Origin of the sequence: Pseudomonas sp. EZ-C24 (assembly GCF_014525325.1) — a bacterium.
GTDB classification, from domain to species: domain Bacteria; phylum Pseudomonadota; class Gammaproteobacteria; order Pseudomonadales; family Pseudomonadaceae; genus Aquipseudomonas; species Aquipseudomonas shirazensis.
On record NZ_JACDIU010000012.1, the window covers coordinates 159,427 to 179,485 of the forward strand.

At 64.3% G+C, this 20,059-nt stretch carries 14 protein-coding genes, 1 other RNA gene and 1 pseudogene; 12 read left to right on the forward strand and 4 right to left on the reverse strand.

Annotated features, from left to right (window positions below; genetic code table 11):
* The 4 genes from smc to ffs all read left to right on the forward strand — a co-directional run bounded on the left by smc (nucleotide 1) and on the right by ffs (nucleotide 7,438).
* Nucleotides 1-3,489, forward strand: coding sequence for a chromosome segregation protein SMC (smc, locus tag IDM28_RS07535; protein WP_188035650.1), 3,489 nt, complete (start codon nucleotides 1-3; stop codon nucleotides 3,487-3,489).
* A 205-nt stretch (nucleotides 3,490-3,694) separates the two neighbouring features.
* A complete protein-coding gene (gene zipA, locus IDM28_RS07540; protein ID WP_188035651.1) occupies nucleotides 3,695-4,582 on the forward strand; it encodes a cell division protein ZipA in 888 nt (295 codons plus the stop codon).
* A gap of 307 nt (nucleotides 4,583-4,889) precedes the next feature.
* Complete coding sequence (ligA, locus tag IDM28_RS07545) at nucleotides 4,890-7,220, forward strand: NAD-dependent DNA ligase LigA (RefSeq protein ID WP_188035652.1); 2,331 nt, start codon at nucleotides 4,890-4,892, stop codon at nucleotides 7,218-7,220.
* Nucleotides 7,221-7,341: 121 nt separating this feature from the next.
* An RNA gene (ffs, locus tag IDM28_RS07550) (signal recognition particle sRNA small type) lies at nucleotides 7,342-7,438 on the forward strand.
* Nucleotides 7,439-7,517: 79 nt separating this feature from the next.
* On the opposite strand, the pseudogene IDM28_RS07555 reads toward ffs, so the two are convergent.
* Nucleotides 7,518-7,724, reverse strand: a pseudogene (locus IDM28_RS07555) (MerR family transcriptional regulator); the annotation flags it as partial.
* A gap of 88 nt (nucleotides 7,725-7,812) precedes the next feature.
* Nucleotides 7,813-8,583 carry a substrate-binding periplasmic protein gene (locus tag IDM28_RS07560; RefSeq protein WP_188035653.1) on the reverse strand — a complete coding sequence of 257 codons (771 nt, stop codon included), beginning with the start codon at nucleotides 8,581-8,583 and terminating at the stop codon, nucleotides 7,813-7,815.
* Between the two features lie 128 nt (nucleotides 8,584-8,711).
* On the opposite strand from IDM28_RS07560, the gene dnaX reads away from it, so the two are divergent.
* From dnaX to recR, 3 genes are all read left to right on the forward strand, one after another.
* A complete protein-coding gene (gene dnaX / locus IDM28_RS07565) occupies nucleotides 8,712-10,745 on the forward strand; it encodes a DNA polymerase III subunit gamma/tau (protein WP_188035654.1) in 2,034 nt (677 codons plus the stop codon).
* Between the two features lie 65 nt (nucleotides 10,746-10,810).
* The gene (locus IDM28_RS07570; protein WP_101318032.1) at nucleotides 10,811-11,137 is read left to right on the forward strand and encodes a YbaB/EbfC family nucleoid-associated protein; all 327 of its coding nucleotides are present in this window, start codon (nucleotides 10,811-10,813) and stop codon (nucleotides 11,135-11,137) included.
* Between the two features lie 220 nt (nucleotides 11,138-11,357).
* Nucleotides 11,358-11,960, forward strand: a complete 603-nt coding sequence (recR, locus tag IDM28_RS07575) for a recombination mediator RecR (protein ID WP_101318035.1) — start codon at nucleotides 11,358-11,360, stop codon at nucleotides 11,958-11,960.
* A gap of 19 nt (nucleotides 11,961-11,979) precedes the next feature.
* Here the strand turns inward: recR and IDM28_RS07580 are convergent, their stop codons facing one another.
* Complete coding sequence (locus tag IDM28_RS07580; protein ID WP_150569721.1) at nucleotides 11,980-13,833, reverse strand: sigma-54-dependent Fis family transcriptional regulator; 1,854 nt, start codon at nucleotides 13,831-13,833, stop codon at nucleotides 11,980-11,982.
* A gap of 279 nt (nucleotides 13,834-14,112) precedes the next feature.
* Between IDM28_RS07580 and IDM28_RS07585 the strand changes: the two genes are divergently transcribed.
* From IDM28_RS07585 to IDM28_RS07605, 5 genes are read left to right on the forward strand one after another with little or no spacing between them, the layout of a single operon-like run.
* Nucleotides 14,113-15,168, forward strand: coding sequence for an ATP-NAD kinase family protein (locus IDM28_RS07585; RefSeq protein WP_150569720.1), 1,056 nt, complete (start codon nucleotides 14,113-14,115; stop codon nucleotides 15,166-15,168).
* A 22-nt stretch (nucleotides 15,169-15,190) separates the two neighbouring features.
* Nucleotides 15,191-16,168, forward strand: coding sequence for a thiamine pyrophosphate-dependent dehydrogenase E1 component subunit alpha (locus tag IDM28_RS07590; protein WP_101318041.1), 978 nt, complete (start codon nucleotides 15,191-15,193; stop codon nucleotides 16,166-16,168).
* Nucleotides 16,169-16,201: 33 nt separating this feature from the next.
* A complete protein-coding gene (locus IDM28_RS07595) occupies nucleotides 16,202-17,224 on the forward strand; it encodes an alpha-ketoacid dehydrogenase subunit beta (protein WP_188035655.1) in 1,023 nt (340 codons plus the stop codon).
* Nucleotides 17,221-18,327: an acetoin dehydrogenase dihydrolipoyllysine-residue acetyltransferase subunit gene (locus tag IDM28_RS07600; RefSeq protein WP_188035656.1), complete on the forward strand. Its 1,107-nt coding sequence runs from the start codon at nucleotides 17,221-17,223 to the stop codon at nucleotides 18,325-18,327. Before IDM28_RS07595 ends, IDM28_RS07600 begins: the two co-directional genes overlap by 4 nt.
* A 49-nt stretch (nucleotides 18,328-18,376) precedes the next feature.
* On the forward strand, nucleotides 18,377-19,441 hold the full coding sequence (locus IDM28_RS07605; protein ID WP_258197204.1) for a 2,3-butanediol dehydrogenase: 1,065 nt from the start codon (nucleotides 18,377-18,379) through the stop codon (nucleotides 19,439-19,441).
* Nucleotides 19,442-19,509: 68 nt separating this feature from the next.
* Here IDM28_RS07605 and IDM28_RS07610 read toward each other — a convergent pair whose 3' ends face one another.
* A complete protein-coding gene (locus IDM28_RS07610; RefSeq protein ID WP_101318049.1) occupies nucleotides 19,510-20,058 on the reverse strand; it encodes an adenine phosphoribosyltransferase in 549 nt (182 codons plus the stop codon).
* Between the last annotated feature and the right edge of the window lies 1 nt (nucleotide 20,059).

Consider the following 20,059-nt stretch of genomic DNA (forward strand, 5'->3'; position numbering starts at 1 on the left):
ATGCGCTTGAAGTGCATTCGCCTGGCCGGGTTCAAGTCGTTCGTCGACCCGACCACGGTCAACTTCCCCAGCAACATGGCCGCCGTGGTCGGGCCCAATGGCTGTGGCAAGTCCAACATCATCGATGCGGTGCGCTGGGTGATGGGCGAAAGCTCGGCTAAAAACCTGCGCGGCGAGTCGATGACCGACGTCATCTTCAATGGCTCGACCAGCCGCAAGCCGGTCAGCCAGGCCAGTATCGAACTGGTGTTCGACAACAGCGACAACACCCTGGTCGGCGAGTACGCCGCCTATGCCGAGATCTCGATCCGGCGCAAAGTGACCCGCGACGCGCAGAATACCTACTACCTCAACGGCACCAAATGCCGTCGCCGCGACATTACCGATATCTTCCTCGGAACCGGGCTGGGCCCGCGCAGCTACTCGATCATCGAGCAGGGCATGATCTCCAAGTTGATCGAGGCCAAGCCAGAAGAGCTACGCAACTTCATCGAAGAAGCCGCCGGCATCTCCAAGTACAAGGAGCGCCGCCGCGAGACCGAAACCCGAATTCGCCGCACCCAGGAAAACCTCGCCCGCCTGACCGACCTGCGCGATGAGCTCGGGCGCCAGCTCGAGCGTTTGCACCGCCAGGCCCAGGCCGCAGAAAAGTATCGCGAGTACAAAGCTGAAGAGCGTCTGCTCAAGGCGCGCTTGTCGGCCCTGCGCTGGCGTGAGCTGGACCAGAAGGTGCAGCAACGCGGCGCCGTCATCGGCGATCAGGAAGTAGCCTTCGAGGCGCTGGTGGCCGAGCAGCGCAATGCCGATGCCAGCATCGAGCGCCTGCGCGACGGCCACCATGAATTGTCCGAACGCTTCAATCAGGTCCAGGGCCGCTTCTATTCGGTGGCCGGTGACATTGCCCGGGTCGAGCAGAGCATTCAGCACGGCCAGCAGCGCCTGCGCCAGTTGCAGGATGACCTCAAGGAAGCCGAGCGCACACGGCTGGAGACCGAGTCGCACCTGGGCCATGACCGCACCCTGCTGGCGACCCTCGGCGAAGAGCTGGAGCAGCTTGAGCCTGAGCAGGAGATGACCCTCGCGGCAGCCGAAGAAGCGGCTGCCGTGCTCGAAGAAGCCGAGTTGGGCATGCACGGCTGGCAGGAGCAGTGGGACAGTTTCAATACCCGCTCAGCGGAGCCGCGGCGCCAGGCCGAAGTCCAGCAGTCGCGCTTGCAGCAGCTGGAAACCAGCCTCGAGCGCTTGGCTGAACGCCAGCGCAAGCTGGCTGACGAGCGTGATCAGCTCAGCGCCGACCCGCAGGATGCAGCCATGCTCGAGTTGACCGAGCAGGTCGCCAGCAGTGAGCTGCTGCTGGAAGAACTGCAGCTCAGCGAGCAGGACGTGCTCGAACGCCTCGAAGCTGTGCGTGAGCAACTGCAGCAGCTCAACCAGAGCCATCAGCAGTTGCAGGGCGAGCAACAGCGTCTGGGCGGCCGGCTGGCGTCGCTGGAGGCGTTGCAGCAAGCCGCCCTGGAGCCGTCTGCCGGTGCTGGCGAGTGGCTGCGCGAGCAACGTTTGCAACAGCGTCCGCGCCTGGCCGAGGGTTTGCGCGTCGAGGCAGGTTGGGAGCTGGCCGTCGAGACGGTGCTGGGTGCTGACTTGCAGGCAGTGCTGGTCGACGACTTCAGCCAGCTGGACTTTGCCACGCTGGAACAAGGTGATTTGCGCCTGTTGCTGGCGGCCGGCGAGGGCGCTCGGGTGCCCGGCAGCTTGCTCGACAAGGTCGAAGGGCGCACCGACCTCAGCCCTTGGCTGGGCCAGGTGCGTCCGGTCGAGACCCTTGAGCAGGCGCTGAGCCAGCGCGCAAGTCTGCTGGCTGGCGAAAGCCTGGTCAGCCGCGATGGCTACTGGGTGGGCCGGCATTTCCTGCGCGTCAGCCGCGGCAGCGAAGCGCAAGGCGGCGTGCTCGCCCGCGCGCAGGAGATCGAACAGCTGGCCGAGCAGCAACTGCAGCAACAGGAGCAGCTGGACCAGTTCGAGCAGCGCCTGCACAGCCAGCGCGAGCAACAGCGTGACCTTGAAGAGCAGCGCGAACAACTGCGCCGCCGTAGCCAGGACGAAAACCGTCAGCACGGTGAGCTCAAGGCGCGTTTGTCTGCCGGTCGCGCCCGCGCCGAGCAGCTTGAGCTGCGTCGCCGCCGTCTTGAAGAAGAATTAAGCGAGCTCGGTGAGCAGCGCGCCATCGAGCACGAACAGCTCGGTGAGGCGCGGCTGATCCTGCAAGAGGCCCTTGACCTGATGGCCGAGGACACCGAGCAGCGCGAACAATTGCTGGCCCGCCGCGACACCCTGCGCGAAGGCCTCGACCGCATCCGCCAGGAAGCCCGCCAGCACAAGGACCACGCCCACCAGTTGGCCGTGCGCCTGGGCTCGCTGCGCGCCCAGCATGATTCCACCCGGCAGGCGCTGGAGCGGCTGGAGCAGCAAGCCGAGCGCCTGAGCGAGCGCCAGGAGCAGTTGAGCCTGAATCTGGAAGAGGGCGAAGCGCCGCAGGAAGAGCTGCGCCTGAAACTTGAAGAGCTGCTCGAACGGCGCATGAGCGTCGATGAAGAAATGCGCCTGGCCCGGCTGCACATGGACGACGCCGACCGCGAACTGCGCGACGCCGAAAAACGCCGCACCCAGGCCGAGCAGCAGTCGCTTTTGCTGCGCGGTCAGCTGGAGCAGTCACGGCTTGAATCGCAAGGCCTGAACCTGCGTCGCAGCACCTTGCAGGAACAACTGCTGGCCGACGGTTTTGACCTGCAAGGCGTGCTTGCCACGCTCGATCCCGAGGCCAGCGAAGCGACCACCGAACAGCAGCTCGAACAAATCGAAGGGCGTATTCAGCGCCTGGGTGCGATCAACCTGGCAGCCATCGAAGAGTACGAGCAGCAGTCCGAGCGCAAACGCTATCTGGATGCGCAGGACGCCGACCTGGTGGAAGCGCTCGAGACCCTGGAAAACGTCATCCGCAAGATCGACAAGGAAACCCGCACCCGCTTCAAGGATACCTTTGATCAGATAAATGCCGGTTTGCAGGCACTTTTTCCAAAAGTTTTCGGCGGTGGCAGCGCTTACTTGGAACTGACGGGCGAAGATTTACTCGATACTGGGGTGACAATCATGGCGCGCCCGCCTGGCAAGAAAAACAGCACCATCCATTTGTTGTCGGGTGGCGAGAAAGCCCTGACTGCGCTGGCGCTGGTGTTCGCTATCTTCAAACTCAACCCGGCACCGTTCTGCATGCTCGACGAAGTCGATGCGCCGCTGGACGATGCCAACGTCGGGCGGTACGCCCGGTTGGTCAAGGAAATGAGCGAGACCGTGCAGTTCATCTACATCACCCACAACAAGATCGCCATGGAGATGGCCGATCAACTGATGGGGGTGACGATGCACGAGCCAGGCTGTTCACGTCTTGTTGCAGTTGATGTAGAGGCGGCAATGGCCATGGTAGACGCCTGATAAGCGACGCTGAGGCGTTTTCAGCAGCTAAAACGCCTGTCATGTGTGACAGACGGTGTAAAGTTGCCTTTGGTCGTGCTAGCTTTACCGTCACGTGTATTCTGCGTGGGTAAAACGCCTGTCAGAACATAGAGTTGGCGCCACGTGTTAAAGGGCTTTGAACCCTTTGTTTTCAAGCATATTTTTTATAGAGGCACGGGATTAAATGGAAATCGGTCTGCGCGAGTGGCTGATCGTCATCGGCATCATTGTCATCGCCGGTATTCTTTTCGACGGCTGGCGTCGCATGCGTGGTGGCAAAGGCAAGTTGAAATTCCGTCTCGATCGCAGCTACTCCAATGTTGCGGACGAAGAAGGCGGCGCGGAAGTGCTCGGCCCGGCACGCGTGCTGGAAGGCCAGCACAAAGAGCCCGAGCTGGATGAAACCGACCTGCCGTCGATGAGCGCAGGGCGTGAGCGCGAGCGCGAAGCCAAACCCGTCAAGGCCGCCAAGCGCGGCAAGCGCAACAGCGAGCCGCATCAAGGCGATCTGAGCCTGGCGGCCGAGCCGCGTGAGCCCGACCTGTTCGCCGAGCCTGACAACGCCTACGAGACTGACAACAACCGCACCAGCGGTTTCTCCTCGAGCTCGTCCAGCAGCAGCGTCAAGGAGCTGCCACCGGCTGAAGAAGTGCTGGTGATCAGCGTGATCTCCCGTGACGAAACCGGCTTCCGCGGCCCGGCCCTGTTGCAGAACATTCTCGAGAGCGGTCTGCGCTTTGGCGAAATGGACATCTTCCACCGTCACGAGAGCATGGCCGGTCACGGCGAAGTGCTGTTCTCGATGGCCAACGCGGTCAAGCCAGGGGTGTTTGACCTGGATGACATCGACCATTTCAGCACCCGTGCGGTGAGCTTCTTCCTCGGCTTGCCAGGACCGCGCCACCCCAAGCAGGCGTTCGACGTAATGGTCGCTGCTGCGCGCAAGCTGGCCCATGAGCTCGATGGCGAACTCAAGGATGACCAGCGTAGCGTGTTGACGGCGCAGACCATCGAGCATTATCGCCAGCGCATCGTTGAGTTCGAGCGTCGCGCGCTGACTCAGAAACGTTGATTTAACTGTGCGGGCAGGGTCGATAGTGATCCTGCCCGCAGTGATTTTTGCGCTAGAGCAGCTTTGGGGTTGAGTGGGGCAGGCGAGTGCGGCGGTGCCTGGATTGGGGCTGCGGCGCAGCCCTTTCGCGACACAAGGCCGCTCCTACATGGATCCCGTTGCCCTTGAGGTCAGTGCGGTCCCCGCCGCTCTTTAGGCATGCGCGGTCCCCTGTAGGAGCGGCCTTGTGTCGCGAAAGGGCCGCATAGCGGGCCCCCATCCGCCAAACCCACCCAAAGCCGCTCTTGTGCCCAGCAAGAGACCCCCCATGACCGCCGAAACCCGCATCCATCAGCTGCGCGCCGAACTCGACCAGCACAACTACCGCTACTACGTCCTCGACGAGCCAAGCATCCCCGACGCCGAATACGACCGCCTGTTCAACGAACTCAAAGCCCTCGAAGCCGAACACCCGCACTTGGTCACCCCTGACTCGCCAACCCAGCGCGTCGGCGGCAGTGCCCTGGCGGCTTTCAGCCAGATCCGCCACGAAGTGCCCATGCTCAGCCTGGGCAACGCCTTCGAAGAGGCCGACCTGCGCGAATTCGATCGCCGCGTGGTCGACGGCCTCGATCAGCCCGGCGCCGTCGACTACAGCTGCGAGCCCAAGCTCGACGGCCTTGCGGTCAGCCTGCTGTACCGCGATGGCCAGTTGGTGCAAGGTGCCACCCGTGGCGACGGCACCACCGGCGAAGACATCAGCAGCAACGTGCGCACCGTACGCAACATCCCGCTCAAGCTGCAGGGCAGCGGCTGGCCAGCGGTGCTCGAAGTGCGCGGTGAAGTGTTCATGAGCAAGGCCGGCTTCGACCGCCTCAACGCCAGCCAGGCTGCCATTGGCGGCAAGACCTTCGCCAACCCGCGCAACGCCGCCGCCGGCAGTCTGCGCCAGCTGGACTCGAAGATCACCGCCAGCCGCCCGCTGGAATTCTGCTGCTATGGCATTGGGCAAACCTCCGAAAGCATCGCCGACAGCCACATCGACACCCTCGAGAAGCTCAAGACCTGGGGCATGCCGATCAGTCGCGAGCTCAAGCACGCCGCTGGTATTGAAGAATGCCTGGCCTACTACCAGGACATCGGCGCTCGCCGCAACGAGCTGGCCTACGAGATCGATGGCGTGGTGTTCAAGGTCAACAGCCTGGCCGCACAGCGCGAGCTGGGCTTCCGTGCACGCGAGCCGCGCTGGGCGATCGCCCATAAATTCCCGGCCATGGAAGAGCTGACCGAAGTGCTCGACGTCGAGTTTCAGGTCGGTCGTACCGGCGCAGTCACGCCTGTAGCGCGCCTCAAGCCGGTCAAGGTCGCCGGCGTCACCGTATCCAATGCCACCCTGCACAACATGGACGAAGTCGCCCGGCTCGGCGTGCATATCGGCGATACGGTGATCATCCGTCGCGCTGGCGACGTCATCCCGCAAGTCATGCAGGTGGTGCTCGAGCGCCGCCCGGCTGACGCCCGTCCGGTGCCGGTGCCGAGTGAATGCCCGGTGTGCGGCTCGCAGGTCGAGCGTACCCAGTTGATCAAGCGCAGCAAAGGCAAAGAGACCACCAGTGAAGGTGCGGTCTACCGCTGCGTTGGCCGCCTGGCCTGCGCCGCGCAGCTGAAGCAGGCGATCATCCACTACGTCTCGCGCCGCGCCATGGACATCGATGGTCTAGGCGAAAAAAGCGTCGAGCAGTTGGTCGATGAGGGGCTGATCCGCTCGCCGGCTGACCTGTACAAGCTGACTTTCGAGCAGATCGTCGACCTCGAAGGCTTTGCCGAGGTTTCCAGCAACAAACTGCTCGAGGCCATCAACAACAGCAAGCGACCAAACCTGGCGCGCTTCATCTACGCCCTCGGCATCCCCGATGTCGGCGAAGAGACCGCCAAGGTCCTGGCGCGCTCGCTGGGCAGCTTGGCGCGGGTGCAGGAGGCGCTGCCGCAGGTGCTCACCTACCTGCCCGATATCGGCCTGGAAGTCGCCCACGAGATCCACAACTTCTTTGAAGACCAGCACAACCGCGACGTCATCCAGCAGTTGCTCGACAGCGGCATGCAATTGCAGGAGGAGGGCGAGCTGGCCCCCGAGTTCGCCGCCAGCACTACCCTCGCCGGGCTGATCGCCAAGCTCGACATCGCGTCGGTCGGCCCGACTGGCGCCGAGAAGCTGGTGGCCAAGCTCGGCAGCCTCGAGCAGATCATCCAGGCCGACGGCATCGACCTGCGTCAGGCCCTGGCGGCCAAGCAAGCCGAAGCCGTGCGCGAGTTCTTCAAGGTCGAGGCCAACCAACAGCTGGCACGCGCTATCGAAGCGCAGCTGCTGAAGTTCGGCATGCACTGGGCCAGCGAGAAGCGCGTGGTCGAAGGCCTGCCCCTGGCCGGGCAGACCTGGGTGCTTACCGGCAGCCTCGAGCGCATGAGCCGCGACATCGCCAAAGACAAGCTCGAACAGCTCGGCGCCAAGGTCGCCGGTTCGGTCTCTGGCAAGACCCACTGCGTCGTCGCCGGCCCCGGCGCCGGCTCGAAGCTGGCCAAAGCCAGCGAACTCGGGGTCAAGGTGCTCGATGAAGACGCCTTTGTCGGCTTTTTGGCCGGCCACGGCATCGACATCTGACTGCCTCGCGGGACAAGTCATTGAGAAATGATGATTTTTTCTTGATGCAGAGGTTGTAACTTCGTCCCAGAGCGGTACAATGGCGCGGCTTGTCACATGGCAAGTCGCGTTATGGTGGCCCTATCGGTCCCTCCGCATTGATTACCCGTTGACCTGGTCAGATCCGGAAGGAAGCAGCCAAGGCGGGGACATTGAGTGCCGGGGTGTGGCTGGTGGGGCTGCCTCCATTTCAGGGGTCGGAAAATCTTTCGACGCGCCTGCTTCAGCATCTCCCTTCGCTGTCCAACCCAACTCCCCTCAGTTATTCGAGCGCCGCTCGCGTACACGTACCCCTGCAGCCGCAACCTTCATCAACCGCTGAAACGTCGGACACGCCAGATGATCGTCTTCAGGGCACGCCGCCGCATGCCGCAGCCCTTTGCTCATGGCCTGCAAGCGTTTGACCTGTTCATCGATTTCGTCCGCCTTGGCCCTGAGCATGTCGCGATCGGGTTTTTCGTCAATCTGCGAGGGTGTATTCATGGGCGTTACGGTTTTATTGATTTCCACGCTGGTGGTCGGCAGCGGCTTGTACGCCACGGCGTTGCTGCTTTCACTGGTGTGAGCCGATCACCATCGGCGCTGGCGAAGTGGGCGCGGCGTAGTGCTGAACAATGCGGTCCATCTCGCCGGACTGCTTGATCCGCACCAGCGCCCTGAGCAGCGCCTGGGTCGGGCGCGACGAGTCGCTGCGGACCACGCAACCGAGGTTTTGCTCTTCCAGCAGCGCGCGGCTCTGCAATTGCGCTTCGGCTGGCAGTTGGCGGTTGAACCACTGTAGCGATAACTCATTGCTCACTGCGTACTGGTAGCGCCCGGCCTGTAGTTTCTGCAGGGCCAGTTGTTGGCTACGGCTGTCTTCGCGGTGCAATTGTCCTCGGCTGAACAGGGGTTGCAGGGTTGGGTAGCTATAGCCGAGGACCGTACCAATGGCTTGAGCCGGCAGGCGCGAGGCATCCACGGGGTCGAGCAGGCCGGCGCGGCTTACCAGCAGATCGCGCTGGACCATCAGCGGCACGCTCCAGATGTACTCGCCTGGGCGCTCGATCAACCAGTTGGTTGCGAGGTGGCAGCGCACGTCGACATCGCCGTCCTCCATGGCTTGCTGCATGCGCAGGCGGGCCAACACGTGGTACTCAGGCCGCACCCCGGCTTCGCGCGCGGCAGACTGCATCAAGTCATAAAGAATGCCTTCGACCGGCTGACCCTGCTCGATGCGGATCAGCGGCATGCTCCAGCTCTCGGCAATGGCGAAGCGCAGCACCGGTTGCTCGGCCCAGCTGGGCGTGGCGCATAACAGCAGGCTGGCCAGTAGTCGGCGCACGTGTATTCCTCCTTGATCTGCGTCGAACCGTGCATGGCTTAGCGTAGACGAGATTGGCCGGGTGCAATTTCGGCCCCGCTCCGCTAGCATTAGCGATCTTCCGCTGGTTCAGTTTGCGATGGTTTTTGATGAGTTATCAGGTTCTTGCACGTAAGTGGCGTCCGCGCTCGTTCCGCGAAATGGTCGGCCAGACCCATGTGCTCAAGGCATTGATCAATGCGCTGGACAACCAGCGGCTGCATCACGCCTACCTGTTTACCGGTACCCGCGGGGTCGGCAAGACCACCATCGCGCGGATCATCGCCAAGTGCCTGAACTGCGAAACCGGCATCACCTCGACGCCCTGTGGCACCTGCTCGGTGTGCCGGGAGATCGACGAGGGGCGCTTTGTCGACCTGATCGAGATCGACGCCGCCAGCCGAACCAAGGTCGAAGACACCCGCGAGCTGCTCGACAATGTGCAGTACGCACCGAGCCGTGGCCGCTTCAAGGTCTACCTGATCGACGAAGTGCACATGCTCTCGACGCACTCGTTCAACGCCTTGCTGAAGACGCTGGAAGAGCCGCCGCCCTACGTCAAGTTCATCCTCGCCACCACCGACCCGCAAAAGCTGCCGGCCACCATCCTCTCGCGCTGCTTGCAGTTCTCGTTGAAGAACATGAGCCCGGAGCGGGTGGTAGAGTACCTGAATCACGTGCTGACTGCCGAGAGCGTGCCGTTCGAGAATGACGCACTGTGGCTGCTCGGGCGCGCTGCCGATGGCTCGATGCGCGACGCCATGAGCCTGACCGATCAGGCCATCGCCTTTGGCGAAGGCCAGGTACTGGCCGCCGATGTGCGGGCGATGCTCGGCACCCTTGACCACGGCCAGGTGTATGGCGTGTTGCAGGCGTTGCTCGAAGGCGATGCGCGAGCGCTGCTGGAGGCGGTGCGCGATTTGGCCGAGCAAGGCCCGGACTGGTCCGGCGTGCTCGCCGAGATGCTCAACGTGCTGCACCGCGTGGCCATCGCCCAGGCGCTGCCCGAGGCGGTCGACAATGGTCAGGGCGACCGTGATCGAGTCCTGGCGCTGGCGTCGGCGCTGCCTGCCGAGGACGTGCAGTTCTACTATCAGATGGGTTTGATCGGCCGGCGCGACTTGCCGCTGGCACCAGACCCGCGCGGCGGTTTCGAAATGGTTCTGCTGCGCATGTTGGCATTCCGCCCGGCGGACAACGATGACGCGCCGAGACCGCAGCTAAAGCCAGTGGGGATCAGCCAGGCCACAGCTGATTCAGCAAAAGCGGTGGCAGCGGCAGCGCCCGTCAGCGCGGTTGCAGAGGTGCCGGCCCCGGCTGCGCCGGTGGCCCCTGCGGTTGCCGAACCAGTAGTCGCGGAGCCTGTTGCGGAACCAGAGCCAGAACCAGAACCTGCTGCGCCAGCGCCAGTTGCCGAGCAAGCCATCGACCTGCCATGGGAAGAGCAGGCAGCGCCTGTCGCTGCGCCGAAGCCACCTGCGCCTGAGCCGCCAGCCAAGCCCGAGCCGCAACCCGAAGCACAGCACGCGCCGTCACGTGACGACGCGCCGCCGTTCGACCCGGCTGCTTACGATGGCGTCGGTATGGAACGTGACGACGAGCCGCCGCTGGACGAAGACTATTATGCCGGCGAGGCCGACCCGGTTGGTTTCAGCTACCTCGACGAACTCGCCGAGCACGTTCAGGAAGACCAGCAGGCGCCGCCGCCCGAGCCGCTGCCAGCCTCCAAGCCGGCAACCGGGCTGGCCCTGCAATGGTTGGAATTATGCCCACAGTTGCCTGTATCGGGGATGACAGGCAACATCGCCGCAAACTGTACGTTGATTGCCGTCGACGGCGACAACTGGCTGCTGCACCTTGACCCGGCGCAGGGCGCGCTGTTCAACTCGACCCAGCAGCGGCGTTTGAACGACGCGCTCAACCAGCACCTCGGGCGCACCCTGCAGCTGAGCATCGAGCTGATTCGCCCGGAGCAGGAAACCCCGGCCCAGGCCGCAGCGCGCAAGCGTTCCGAGCGTCAGCACGATGCCGAAGTGTCGATCGAGCAGGATCCGCTCATCCAGCAGATGATCCGCCAGTTTGGCGCGACCGTGCGGCAGGATACTATTGAGCCCGTAGAGCCTCTGGTCAGCCAGGGGCAATAAACCGATATCCATGCGACCGGCACTGCGCCAGGCCGCATCATATGAACCAATCGAGGTATACCCCCATGATGAAAGGTGGCATGGCAGGCCTGATGAAGCAGGCTCAGCAAATGCAGGAAAAAATGGCCAAGATGCAGGAAGAGCTGGCCAGCGCCGAAGTCACTGGTCAGTCCGGCGCCGGCCTGGTCAGCGTGGTCATGACCGGCCGTCATGACGTCAAGCGCATCAGCCTCGACGACAGCCTGATGCAGGAAGACAAGGAAGTCCTCGAAGACCTGATCGCTGCCGCCGTCAACGACGCCGTGCGCAAAGTCGAGCAGAACAGCCAGGACAAGATGGGCGGCATGACCGCTGGCATGCAACTGCCGCCAGGCTTCAAGATGCCTTTCTAAGGCGTTGGCTTTCCTGCAGGACAAAACGCCCGTTGATCGGGCGTTTTTTTTTGCGCTGGGTAAACCCTGGCCAGTAACCGCAGCCGACCGAACCCGCAGGCGCGGTCGAGGGTCAACCACAACACAGGTAGGCCTTGTCGGTATCGGCTGTAGCTGATTTGACGCTGCCTGCCGTGGCCGGTATAAACCGCCTCTTAATTTGTATTGTCAGGCCTCTCCGATGAGCTTCAGCCCACTGATCCGCCAACTGATCGACTCGCTGCGCATCCTGCCCGGTGTCGGCCAGAAAACCGCCCAGCGCATGGCCCTGCAGTTGCTCGAGCGTGACCGCAGCGGCGGCCTGCGCCTGGCGCAGAGCCTGACCCAGGCGATGGAAGGGGTCGGCCACTGCCGCCAGTGCCGCACCTTGACCGAACAGGAGCTGTGCCCGCAGTGCGCCGATGTGCGCCGCGACGACACCCAGCTGTGCGTGGTCGAGGGGCCGATGGATGTGTATGCCGTGGAGCAGACTGGTTTCCGCGGTCGCTACTTCGTACTCAAGGGGCACCTGTCGCCGCTCGATGGCCTCGGGCCTGAGGCTATCGGCATCCCGCAGCTGATGGCGCGCATCGCCGAGCAGGGCAGCTTCACCGAAGTGATCCTCGCCACTAACCCGACCGTAGAAGGTGAGGCGACCGCGCACTACATCGCCCAGTTACTGCACGAGCAGGGCCTGGTTGCCTCGCGTATCGCCCATGGCGTGCCGCTCGGTGGCGAGCTGGAGCTGGTCGATGGCGGCACCCTGGCCCATGCCTTTGCCGGGCGCCGGCCGATTGCGCTGTAACTGACTGCCCCCCAGCCGGTTACTTCATCCGCGGCATTTCAATCCGGTGCTCGTGTACGCGCCGGTACAAGGTTGCCCGGGAAATGCCCAGCGCCTGAGCTGCATCCGCCGGTTTCCAGCGATGACGAATCAGCGCATCGAGAATCATCTGCCGGGCCGGGCTGGAGACCCTGGTCAGCGCCGGCGCGTCCTGACCGGCGCCGCGCAACTCTTGCGGTAGATCATCCAGGCGCAACTGGCCACCATCACACACCGCGCAGGCATAGCGCAGCACCTGGCGCAGCTGCCTGAGGTTGCCCGGCCAGCGGTAGCTCAACAGCGCTTCCAGTGCCGCATCGGTGAGCAGCACCTCAACCCCGCAGGCCTGCGCCTCCTCGGCCAGAAGGCGGTGGATCAGGCTCAGGCGGTCGTCGCGCTCGCGCAGCGGCGGCAGTTCGAAGCGGGCGTTGGCTAGGCGGAAGTACAGGTCCTCGCGAAAGCGCCCGTCGCTGACCATCGTTGCCAGGTCACGGTGAGTGGCGCAGATCACCTGGATATCGACGCGCTCGCGCCGGGCCGCACCCAGCGGCGCCACCTCGCCCTCGGCTAGCACCCGCAGCAGCCGGGTTTGCAGGCTTAGCGGCATGTCGCCGATCTCGTCGAGAAACAGCGTGCCGCCATCGGCTTGCTGGAGCAGGCCCTGCATGCCTTTGCTGGAGGCGCCGGTAAACGCTCCGGCAACATAGCCGAACAGCTCGCTTTCGATCAGCGACTCCGGGATCGCCGCGCAATTGAGCGTGACAAACGGCCCTGCTGCGCGCTGGCTGAGCTGGTGCAATTGGCGGGCGAAGACTTCCTTGCCGACCCCGGTTTCACCTTGCACCAGCACCGCCAGGTTGCAGTCCTTGACCCGCGTGGCCAGCCGCAGGTGCTGGCTGATGCGCGCGTCTTGGGCTGGCGCCGTGGGCACTGATGGCGTGCTGCGCCGCTGTGGCGCGCTGACTCGCCCATACAAGGCAAAACCTGGCAGGCGCTGGGCGCTGGCCTCGCTGGCGCGGCGCAGTTGCTCGAGGTCGAACAGCTCGCCGATGTGTTGCGGCAGGCGCCCGTTGCGTGCCAGCAGATGCTCGCGGGCGAGGCTGTTGAGCGCTTGCAGGCGGCCTTCGGCATCCCAGGCGAGCAGGTAATCGGGCTGGCTTTCGACATAACCGGGGGTGCCGTGGGCGCGCATCACCCAGTGGCCCTGGCTGCTGTGCATGAAGAAGGCGTTTTCGATCTCGCGAGCGGTCTGCTCGACCAGCTGGCGAATCAGGTGCTGGCTGCGCCGATCATCCGGCGACTTCAGCGCGGACACGTCGACCACCCCCAGCAGTTCGCCCAGCGGGTCGAACACCGGCGCTGCGGTACAGGTCAGGCCGATGAATGCAGCGCGATAGTGATCGCGCTTGTGCACGGTCACCGGCGCCTTGCTGGTCAGCACCGCCGCCACGCCGCAGGTGCCTTCTTCCACTTCCGACCAGCAGGTGCCCAGATATAGGCCGGCCTTGCGGCAGTCAGTGCGGATGCTGCTGTCGACCCGGTAGTCGATGGTGCGGCCCTGGCCGTCGGTCAGCAGCACGCAGTAGTCGGCGCCGCGCACTTGGGCGTGCAGGCGCGCCACGGCGTCGCTGGCGATGCGCAGAAACAGCTCGGCGCGCTCGCGGCATTCGTTGAGCAGGTTTGGCGAAAGGATGCGTGGACCCTGCTGCGAGCCAGGGTCGAGGTGATGCAGCTCCATCGAGCGCCGCCACGAATCGAGGATCAGCGCGGGTACCGGCACCTGTGGCTGGCGTTCGGCGTTTTTCAGCACGCGGCTGACGCAGTCGACATGGGCTCTGGAGTTCGCGGCGAGCATTCGGGCCTCCGGGTCTCTCGTTCTTGTCTTTATCGAGCCATTAAGCACCCGTGCGAAAGCCGCGACAAGCGCTGCTTGATTGGCGGCGAGGCTGAGACGCGGCGTCTCAGCGTCTCGCGGTCGGCGCTGCTGGCGCGGCACCCGGCGTCTCGCCGGCAAGCCGCTAACGTGCGCTGGACAATAGCTGAAACCGCTCTGCCACAGGGCTTGCAGCGTTCAGATCAAAAGCTGGCACCGGCCTTGCTCTGGCTCTTCTCAAACAATAAAACGAGGTGCGCCATGCGCCAGCCCGGCCCGATCATCGGGATCATTGCCAACCCTGCCTCCGGTCGCGACCTGCGCCGCCTGACGGCCAATGCCGGTTTGTATTCCAGCACCGACAAAGCCTCGGCGATCCAGCGCCTGCTCGCCGCATTTGGCGCCACCGGCATTGCCCAGGTGCTGCTGCCAACCGATATGACCGGCATCGCCGCCGCGGTGCTCAAGGCCAGCACTGGCCCGATGGCCCGTGAGCAGCGCTGGCCGGCGTTGCAGATGCTCGATCTGCCTCTGACGCAAACCGTCGCCGACACCCGCCTCGCGGCTCGCCAGATGGTCGAGCAGGGCGTGGCGATGATCGCTGTGCTGGGCGGCGACGGCACGCACAAGGCGGTCGCCGCCGAAGCCGGCGATACGCCGTTGCTGACCTTGTCGACCGGCACCAACAACGCCTTCCCTGAACTGCGCGAAGCGACCAGCGCGGGCCTCGCCGGTGGCCTGCTGGCCAGCGGGAAGATCCCAGCAGCCATCGGCCTGCGCCGCAACAAGCGGCTGCTGGTGCGGGTGCCGCAACAGCAGCTGTGCGAATGGGCGTTGGTCGAGGTCGCGGTTTCACCTCAACGCTTTGTCGGCGCCCGCGCCTTGAGCCGCAGCGAAGACCTGGCAGAAGTGTTCGCCTGCTTTGCCGAGCCACACGCCATCGGCCTGTCGGCCATCTGCGGGCTGTGGTGCCCGGTTTCACGTCAGGCCGAGCAGGGCGCCTGGGTGCGCCTCGATACCAGCGCCACACAGGTCTTGCTGGCGCCGCTCGCGCCGGGCCTGTTGCAAGGCTGCGGGGTGACCGCCAGTGGCCCGCTGCAGCCGGGCGTGGCGTATCCGCTGAGCCTGCGCAGCGGCACCCTGGCGCTGGATGGCGAGCGTGAAATCGAGTTTGCCGAGCAAGACACCCCAACCATCACCCTCGACCTGCACGGCCCACTTTCGGTCGATGTCGAGGCAGTGCTGGCGCATGCCGCCCGCCACCATCTGCTGGTCGTCCCCCGCGACCAGCGGCACACCCCTGCAACCCTGCGTTGAGACAACCCTGGAGAACAACAAGATGTCCACCCAACTCAGCTCCGAGCAGTTGCTGCATGCCTATGAAGTCATGCGCACCATTCGCGCCTTCGAAGAGCGCCTGCATGTCGAGTTTGCCACCGGCGAGATCCCCGGTTTCGTCCACCTGTATGCCGGCGAAGAGGCCTCGGCGGCCGGGGTCATGGCGCACCTGCGCGATTCCGATTGCATCGCTTCCAACCACCGCGGCCATGGCCACTGCATCGCCAAGGGCGTCGATGTGTACGGGATGATGGCCGAGATCTACGGCAAGAAGACCGGCGTCTGCGGCGGCAAGGGCGGTTCCATGCACATCGCCGACCTGTCCAAGGGCATGCTCGGCGCCAACGGCATCGTCGGTGCCGGCGCGCCGCTGGTGGCCGGCTCGGCGCTGGCAGCCAAGCTCAAGGGCCGCGATGACGTCTCGGTGGTGTTCTTCGGCGACGGCGCCTCCAACGAAGGCGCGGTGTTCGAAGCCATGAACATGGCCTCGGTGATGAACCTGGCGTGCATCTTCGTCGCCGAGAACAACGGCTACGCCGAAGCCACCGCGTCGAAATGGTCGGTGGCCTGCGACCATATTGCCGACCGCGCCGCCGGCTTCGGCATGCCCGGGGTGACGATCGACGGCTACGACTTCTTTGCCGTGCACGAAGCCGCAGGCGCCGCCGTCGAGCGTGCGCGCAGCGGCCAGGGGCCGTCGCTGATCGAGGTCAAGCTGACCCGCTACTACGGCCACTTCGAGGGCGACGCACAAACCTACCGCGCCCCCGACGAGGTCAAGAACCTGCGCGAAACCCGCGACTGCCTACTGCAGTTTCGCAACAAGACCACCCGTGCCGGCCTGCTCAGCGCCGCGCAACTGGACGCCATCGATGGCCGCGTCGACGACCTGATCGAGGACGCCGTACGCCGCGCCAAGGCCGACCCCAAACCACAGCCCGCCGATCTGCTCAGCGACGTTTACGTCAGCTACCCGTGAGCCCCCGACAATAACAACGACAGGACAATCACCATGGCAAGAAAGATCAGTTACCAGCAGGCCATCAACGAGGCCCTAGCCCAGGAAATGCGCCGCGACAGCACTGTGTTCATCATCGGCGAAGACGTCGCCGGCGGCGCCGGTGCGCCGGGTGAGCAGGACGCCTGGGGTGGCGTGCTTGGCGTGACCAAGGGCCTTTATCATCAGTTTCCGGGGCGGGTGCTGGATGCGCCGCTGTCTGAAATCGGTTACGTCGGTGCCGCCGTCGGTGCTGCCACCCAAGGCCTGCGCCCAGTCTGCGAACTGATGTTTGTAGACTTTGCCGGCTGCTGCCTGGACCAGATCCTCAACCAGGCGGCGAAGTTTCGCTACATGTTCGGCGGCAAGGCGGTGACACCGCTGGTGATGCGCACCATGGTCGGCGCCGGCCTGCGCGCAGCGGCCCAGCACTCGCAGATGCTCACCTCGCTATGGACCCATATCCCAGGCCTGAAGGTGGTCTGCCCGTCGTCACCGTATGACGCCAAGGGCCTGCTGATCCAGGCCATCCGTGACAACGACCCGGTGATCTTCTGCGAGCACAAGCTGCTCTACAGCATGCAGGGCGACGTACCCGAAGAGCTCTACACCGTGCCGTTCGGCGAGGCCAATTACCTGCGCGACGGCGACGACATCACCCTGGTGACCTACGGGCGCATGGTCCATCTGGCCATGGAAGCTGCCAACAACCTGGCCCGCCAGGGCGTCGACTGCGAGGTGCTCGACCTGCGCACCACCAGCCCGCTGGACGAGGACAGCATCCTTGAAAGCGTGGAGAAAACCGGCCGGCTGGTGGTGATCGACGAAGCCAACCCGCGTTGCTCGCTGGCCACTGACATCAGCGCGTTGGTCGCGCAAAAGGCTTTTGCCGCGCTCAAGGGGCCGATCGAGATGGTTACCGCGCCGCACACGCCAGTGCCGTTCTCCGATGCCCTCGAAGACCTGTACATCCCCGATGCGGCGAAGATCGAAGCCGCCGTGCGCAAAGTCATGGACGCCTCAAGGAGTGCTGCATGAGCCAGATCCATACCCTGACCATGCCCAAGTGGGGCCTGTCGATGACCGAGGGCCGAGTCGACGCCTGGCTCAAGCAGGAAGGCGAGCAGATCAACAAGGGCGACGAAGTGCTGGATGTCGAGACCGACAAGATCAGCAGCAGCGTCGAGGCGCCGTTCAGCGGCGTGTTGCGCCGCCAGGTCGCCCAGCCGGACGAAACCCTGGCAGTCGGCGCATTGCTCGCCGTGCTGGTCGACGGCGAGGCCGATGAGGCCGAGATCGACGCGGTGGTCGAGCGCTTCCAGGCCGAGTTCGTCGCCAGCGCTGCCAGTGAGCAGGCGCAAGGCCCGGCACCGCAGAAAGCCGAGGTCGGCGGGCGCCTGCTGCGCTGGTTCGAACTGGGCGAGGGCGGTACACCGCTGGTATTGGTGCACGGCTTTGGCGGCGACCTCAACAACTGGCTGTTCAACCACCCGGCCCTGGCCGCCGAGCGGCGGGTGATTGCGCTGGACCTGCCCGGTCACGGCGAGTCGGCAAAGACCCTTGAGCATGGTGACCTGGACGAGCTCAGCGGCGCCGTGTTGGCCTTGCTCGACCACCTCGATATCACCCGCGCGCACCTGGCCGGGCATTCCATGGGCGGCGCGGTGTGCTTGAACCTGGCCCGCCTGGCGCCGCAGCGGGTGGCCAGCCTGAGCTTGATCGCCAGCGCTGGTCTGGGCCGGGAGATCAATGGCGACTACCTGCGCGGTTTTGTCGAAGCGGCCAATCGCAATGGCTTGAAACCAGCCATGAGCCAACTGTTTGCCGACCAGGGCATGGTCACCCGGCAGATGCTCGAGGACATGCTCAAGTTCAAGCGCCTCGAAGGCGTCGACGCTGCCCTGCGTTTGTTGGCCGCAGCGATTGCCGATGGCGACCGGCAACGCCATGACCTGCGCGGCGTGATCGCCCAACAGCCGACCCTGGTGCTGTGGGGCAGCGAAGACGCGATCATCCCGGCCAGCCATGCCCAAGGCGTAGAGGCCGAAGCGGTGGTGCTGCCAGGGGTTGGCCATATGGTGCAGATGGAAGCTGGCGAGCAGATCAACCAGCTGCTGCAGGACTTTGTCCGCAAGCACTGATCCCGTGAGCCTGGAGAAAACAACAATGAACGACCTCAGCCACTCCCATATGCGCGCCGCCGTCTGGCATGGGCGCAATGACATTCGCGTCGAACAGGTACCGCTGCCGGCAGACCCACCGCCGGGCTGGGTGCAGATCAAGGTCGACTGGTGCGGCATCTGCGGCTCGGACCTGCACGAGTACGTGGCCGGGCCGGTATTTATCCCGGTCGAAGCACCGCACCCGCTGACCGGTATTCAGGGCCAGTGCATTCTAGGCCACGAATTCTGCGGCGAGATCGCCAAGCTCGGCGAGGGTGTCAGCGGCTACGCCGTTGGCGATCCGGTTGCTGCCGATGCCTGCCAGCACTGCGGCACCTGCTATTACTGCACCCATGGCTTGTACAACATCTGTGAAAAACTGGCCTTTACCGGGCTGATGAACAACGGTGCGTTCGCCGAGCGAGTGAACGTCCCGGCCAATCTGCTCTACCGCCTGCCCGAAGGCTTCCCGCGCGAAGCCGGCGCGCTGATCGAGCCGCTGGCGGTGGGCATGCATGCGGTGAAAAAGGCCGGCAGCCTGCTTGGGCAGAACGTAGTGGTAGTCGGGGCTGGCACCATCGGCCTGTGCACCATCATGTGCGCCAAGGCCGCAGGTGCGGCTCAGGTCATCGCCCTGGAGATGTCCTCGGCGCGCAAGGCCAAGGCCCTTGAGGTCGGCGCCAGTGCCGTGCTCGACCCGAGCCAGTGCGACGCGCTGGCTGAAATCCGCGCGCTCACCGGCGGGCTGGGTGCTGATGTCAGCTTCGAGTGCATCGGCAACAAGAACACCGCCAAGCTGGCCATCGATGCGATTCGCAAAGCCGGCAAGTGCGTACTGGTGGGGATTTTCGAGGAGCCGAGCCTGTTCAACTTCTTCGATCTGGTCTCGACCGAGAAACAGGTATTGGGTGCCTTGGCCTACAACGGCGAGTTTGCCGATGTGATCGCCTTCATCAACGATGGCCGCCTGAACATTCAGCCACTGGTGACCGGGCGCATTGGCCTGGAGCAGATCGTCGAGTTGGGCTTTGAGGAGTTGGTCAACAACAAGGAGCAGAATGTGAAGATCATCGTCTCGCCAGGCGGGCGTTGATCTACACAGGCTGACCTACACGGCGAGATGCGCTGGCCGCCAGCGGCCAGCGCAGATCAGGCAGGCCCCTAGTATTCGCTCAGGGAAAACTCGGTCAGGCAGAAGGTCGGCACGCCTGCGTCCTGCAGCCGTTGCGAGCCTTCCAGCTCCGGCAGGTCGATGATCGCCGCCGCTTCGAATACTTGCGCGCCGGTGCGCCGGACCAGGTTGGCTGCTGCCAGCAAGGTGCCGCCGGTGGCAATCAGGTCATCGAAGATCAGCACCGAGTCGCCTTCACACAGGCTGTCCGCGTGCACTTCAAGAAACGCCTCGCCGTACTCGGTCTGATAGCCCTCGGACAGCACATGCGCCGGCAGCTTGCCCTGTTTGCGGAACAGGATCAGCGGCTTGTTCAACTGGTGGGCAATGATCGACCCGATCAGAAAACCGCGCGCATCCATGGCACCGATATGGCTGAATTCGGCCTCGACATAGCGCTCGATGAACCGGTCGGCCACATAGCGCAGGCCGCGCGGCGACTGGAACAACGGGGTGATGTCACGGAAGATCACACCCGGCTTGGGGAAGTCCACTACCGGGCGGATCAGGGCTTTGAGGTCGAAAGTGTCGCTGTACATG

What these genes read in the sequence shown, in the direction of transcription:
- smc (WP_188035650.1), top strand. Translation starts at nt 1, where the DNA reads ATGCGCTTGAAGTGCATTCGCCTGGCCGGGTTCAAGTCGTTCGTCGAC.
- zipA (WP_188035651.1), top strand. Translation starts at nt 3,695, where the DNA reads ATGGAAATCGGTCTGCGCGAGTGGCTGATCGTCATCGGCATCATTGTC.
- ligA (WP_188035652.1), top strand. Translation starts at nt 4,890, where the DNA reads ATGACCGCCGAAACCCGCATCCATCAGCTGCGCGCCGAACTCGACCAG.
- dnaX (WP_188035654.1), top strand. Translation starts at nt 8,712, where the DNA reads ATGAGTTATCAGGTTCTTGCACGTAAGTGGCGTCCGCGCTCGTTCCGC.
- IDM28_RS07570 (WP_101318032.1), top strand. Translation starts at nt 10,811, where the DNA reads ATGATGAAAGGTGGCATGGCAGGCCTGATGAAGCAGGCTCAGCAAATG.
- recR (WP_101318035.1), top strand. Translation starts at nt 11,358, where the DNA reads ATGAGCTTCAGCCCACTGATCCGCCAACTGATCGACTCGCTGCGCATC.
- IDM28_RS07580 (WP_150569721.1), bottom strand. Translation starts at nt 13,833, where the DNA reads ATGCTCGCCGCGAACTCCAGAGCCCATGTCGACTGCGTCAGCCGCGTG.
- IDM28_RS07585 (WP_150569720.1), top strand. Translation starts at nt 14,113, where the DNA reads ATGCGCCAGCCCGGCCCGATCATCGGGATCATTGCCAACCCTGCCTCC.
- IDM28_RS07590 (WP_101318041.1), top strand. Translation starts at nt 15,191, where the DNA reads ATGTCCACCCAACTCAGCTCCGAGCAGTTGCTGCATGCCTATGAAGTC.
- IDM28_RS07595 (WP_188035655.1), top strand. Translation starts at nt 16,202, where the DNA reads ATGGCAAGAAAGATCAGTTACCAGCAGGCCATCAACGAGGCCCTAGCC.
- IDM28_RS07600 (WP_188035656.1), top strand. Translation starts at nt 17,221, where the DNA reads ATGAGCCAGATCCATACCCTGACCATGCCCAAGTGGGGCCTGTCGATG.
- IDM28_RS07605 (WP_258197204.1), top strand. Translation starts at nt 18,377, where the DNA reads ATGCGCGCCGCCGTCTGGCATGGGCGCAATGACATTCGCGTCGAACAG.
- IDM28_RS07610 (WP_101318049.1), bottom strand. Translation starts at nt 20,058, where the DNA reads ATGTACAGCGACACTTTCGACCTCAAAGCCCTGATCCGCCCGGTAGTG.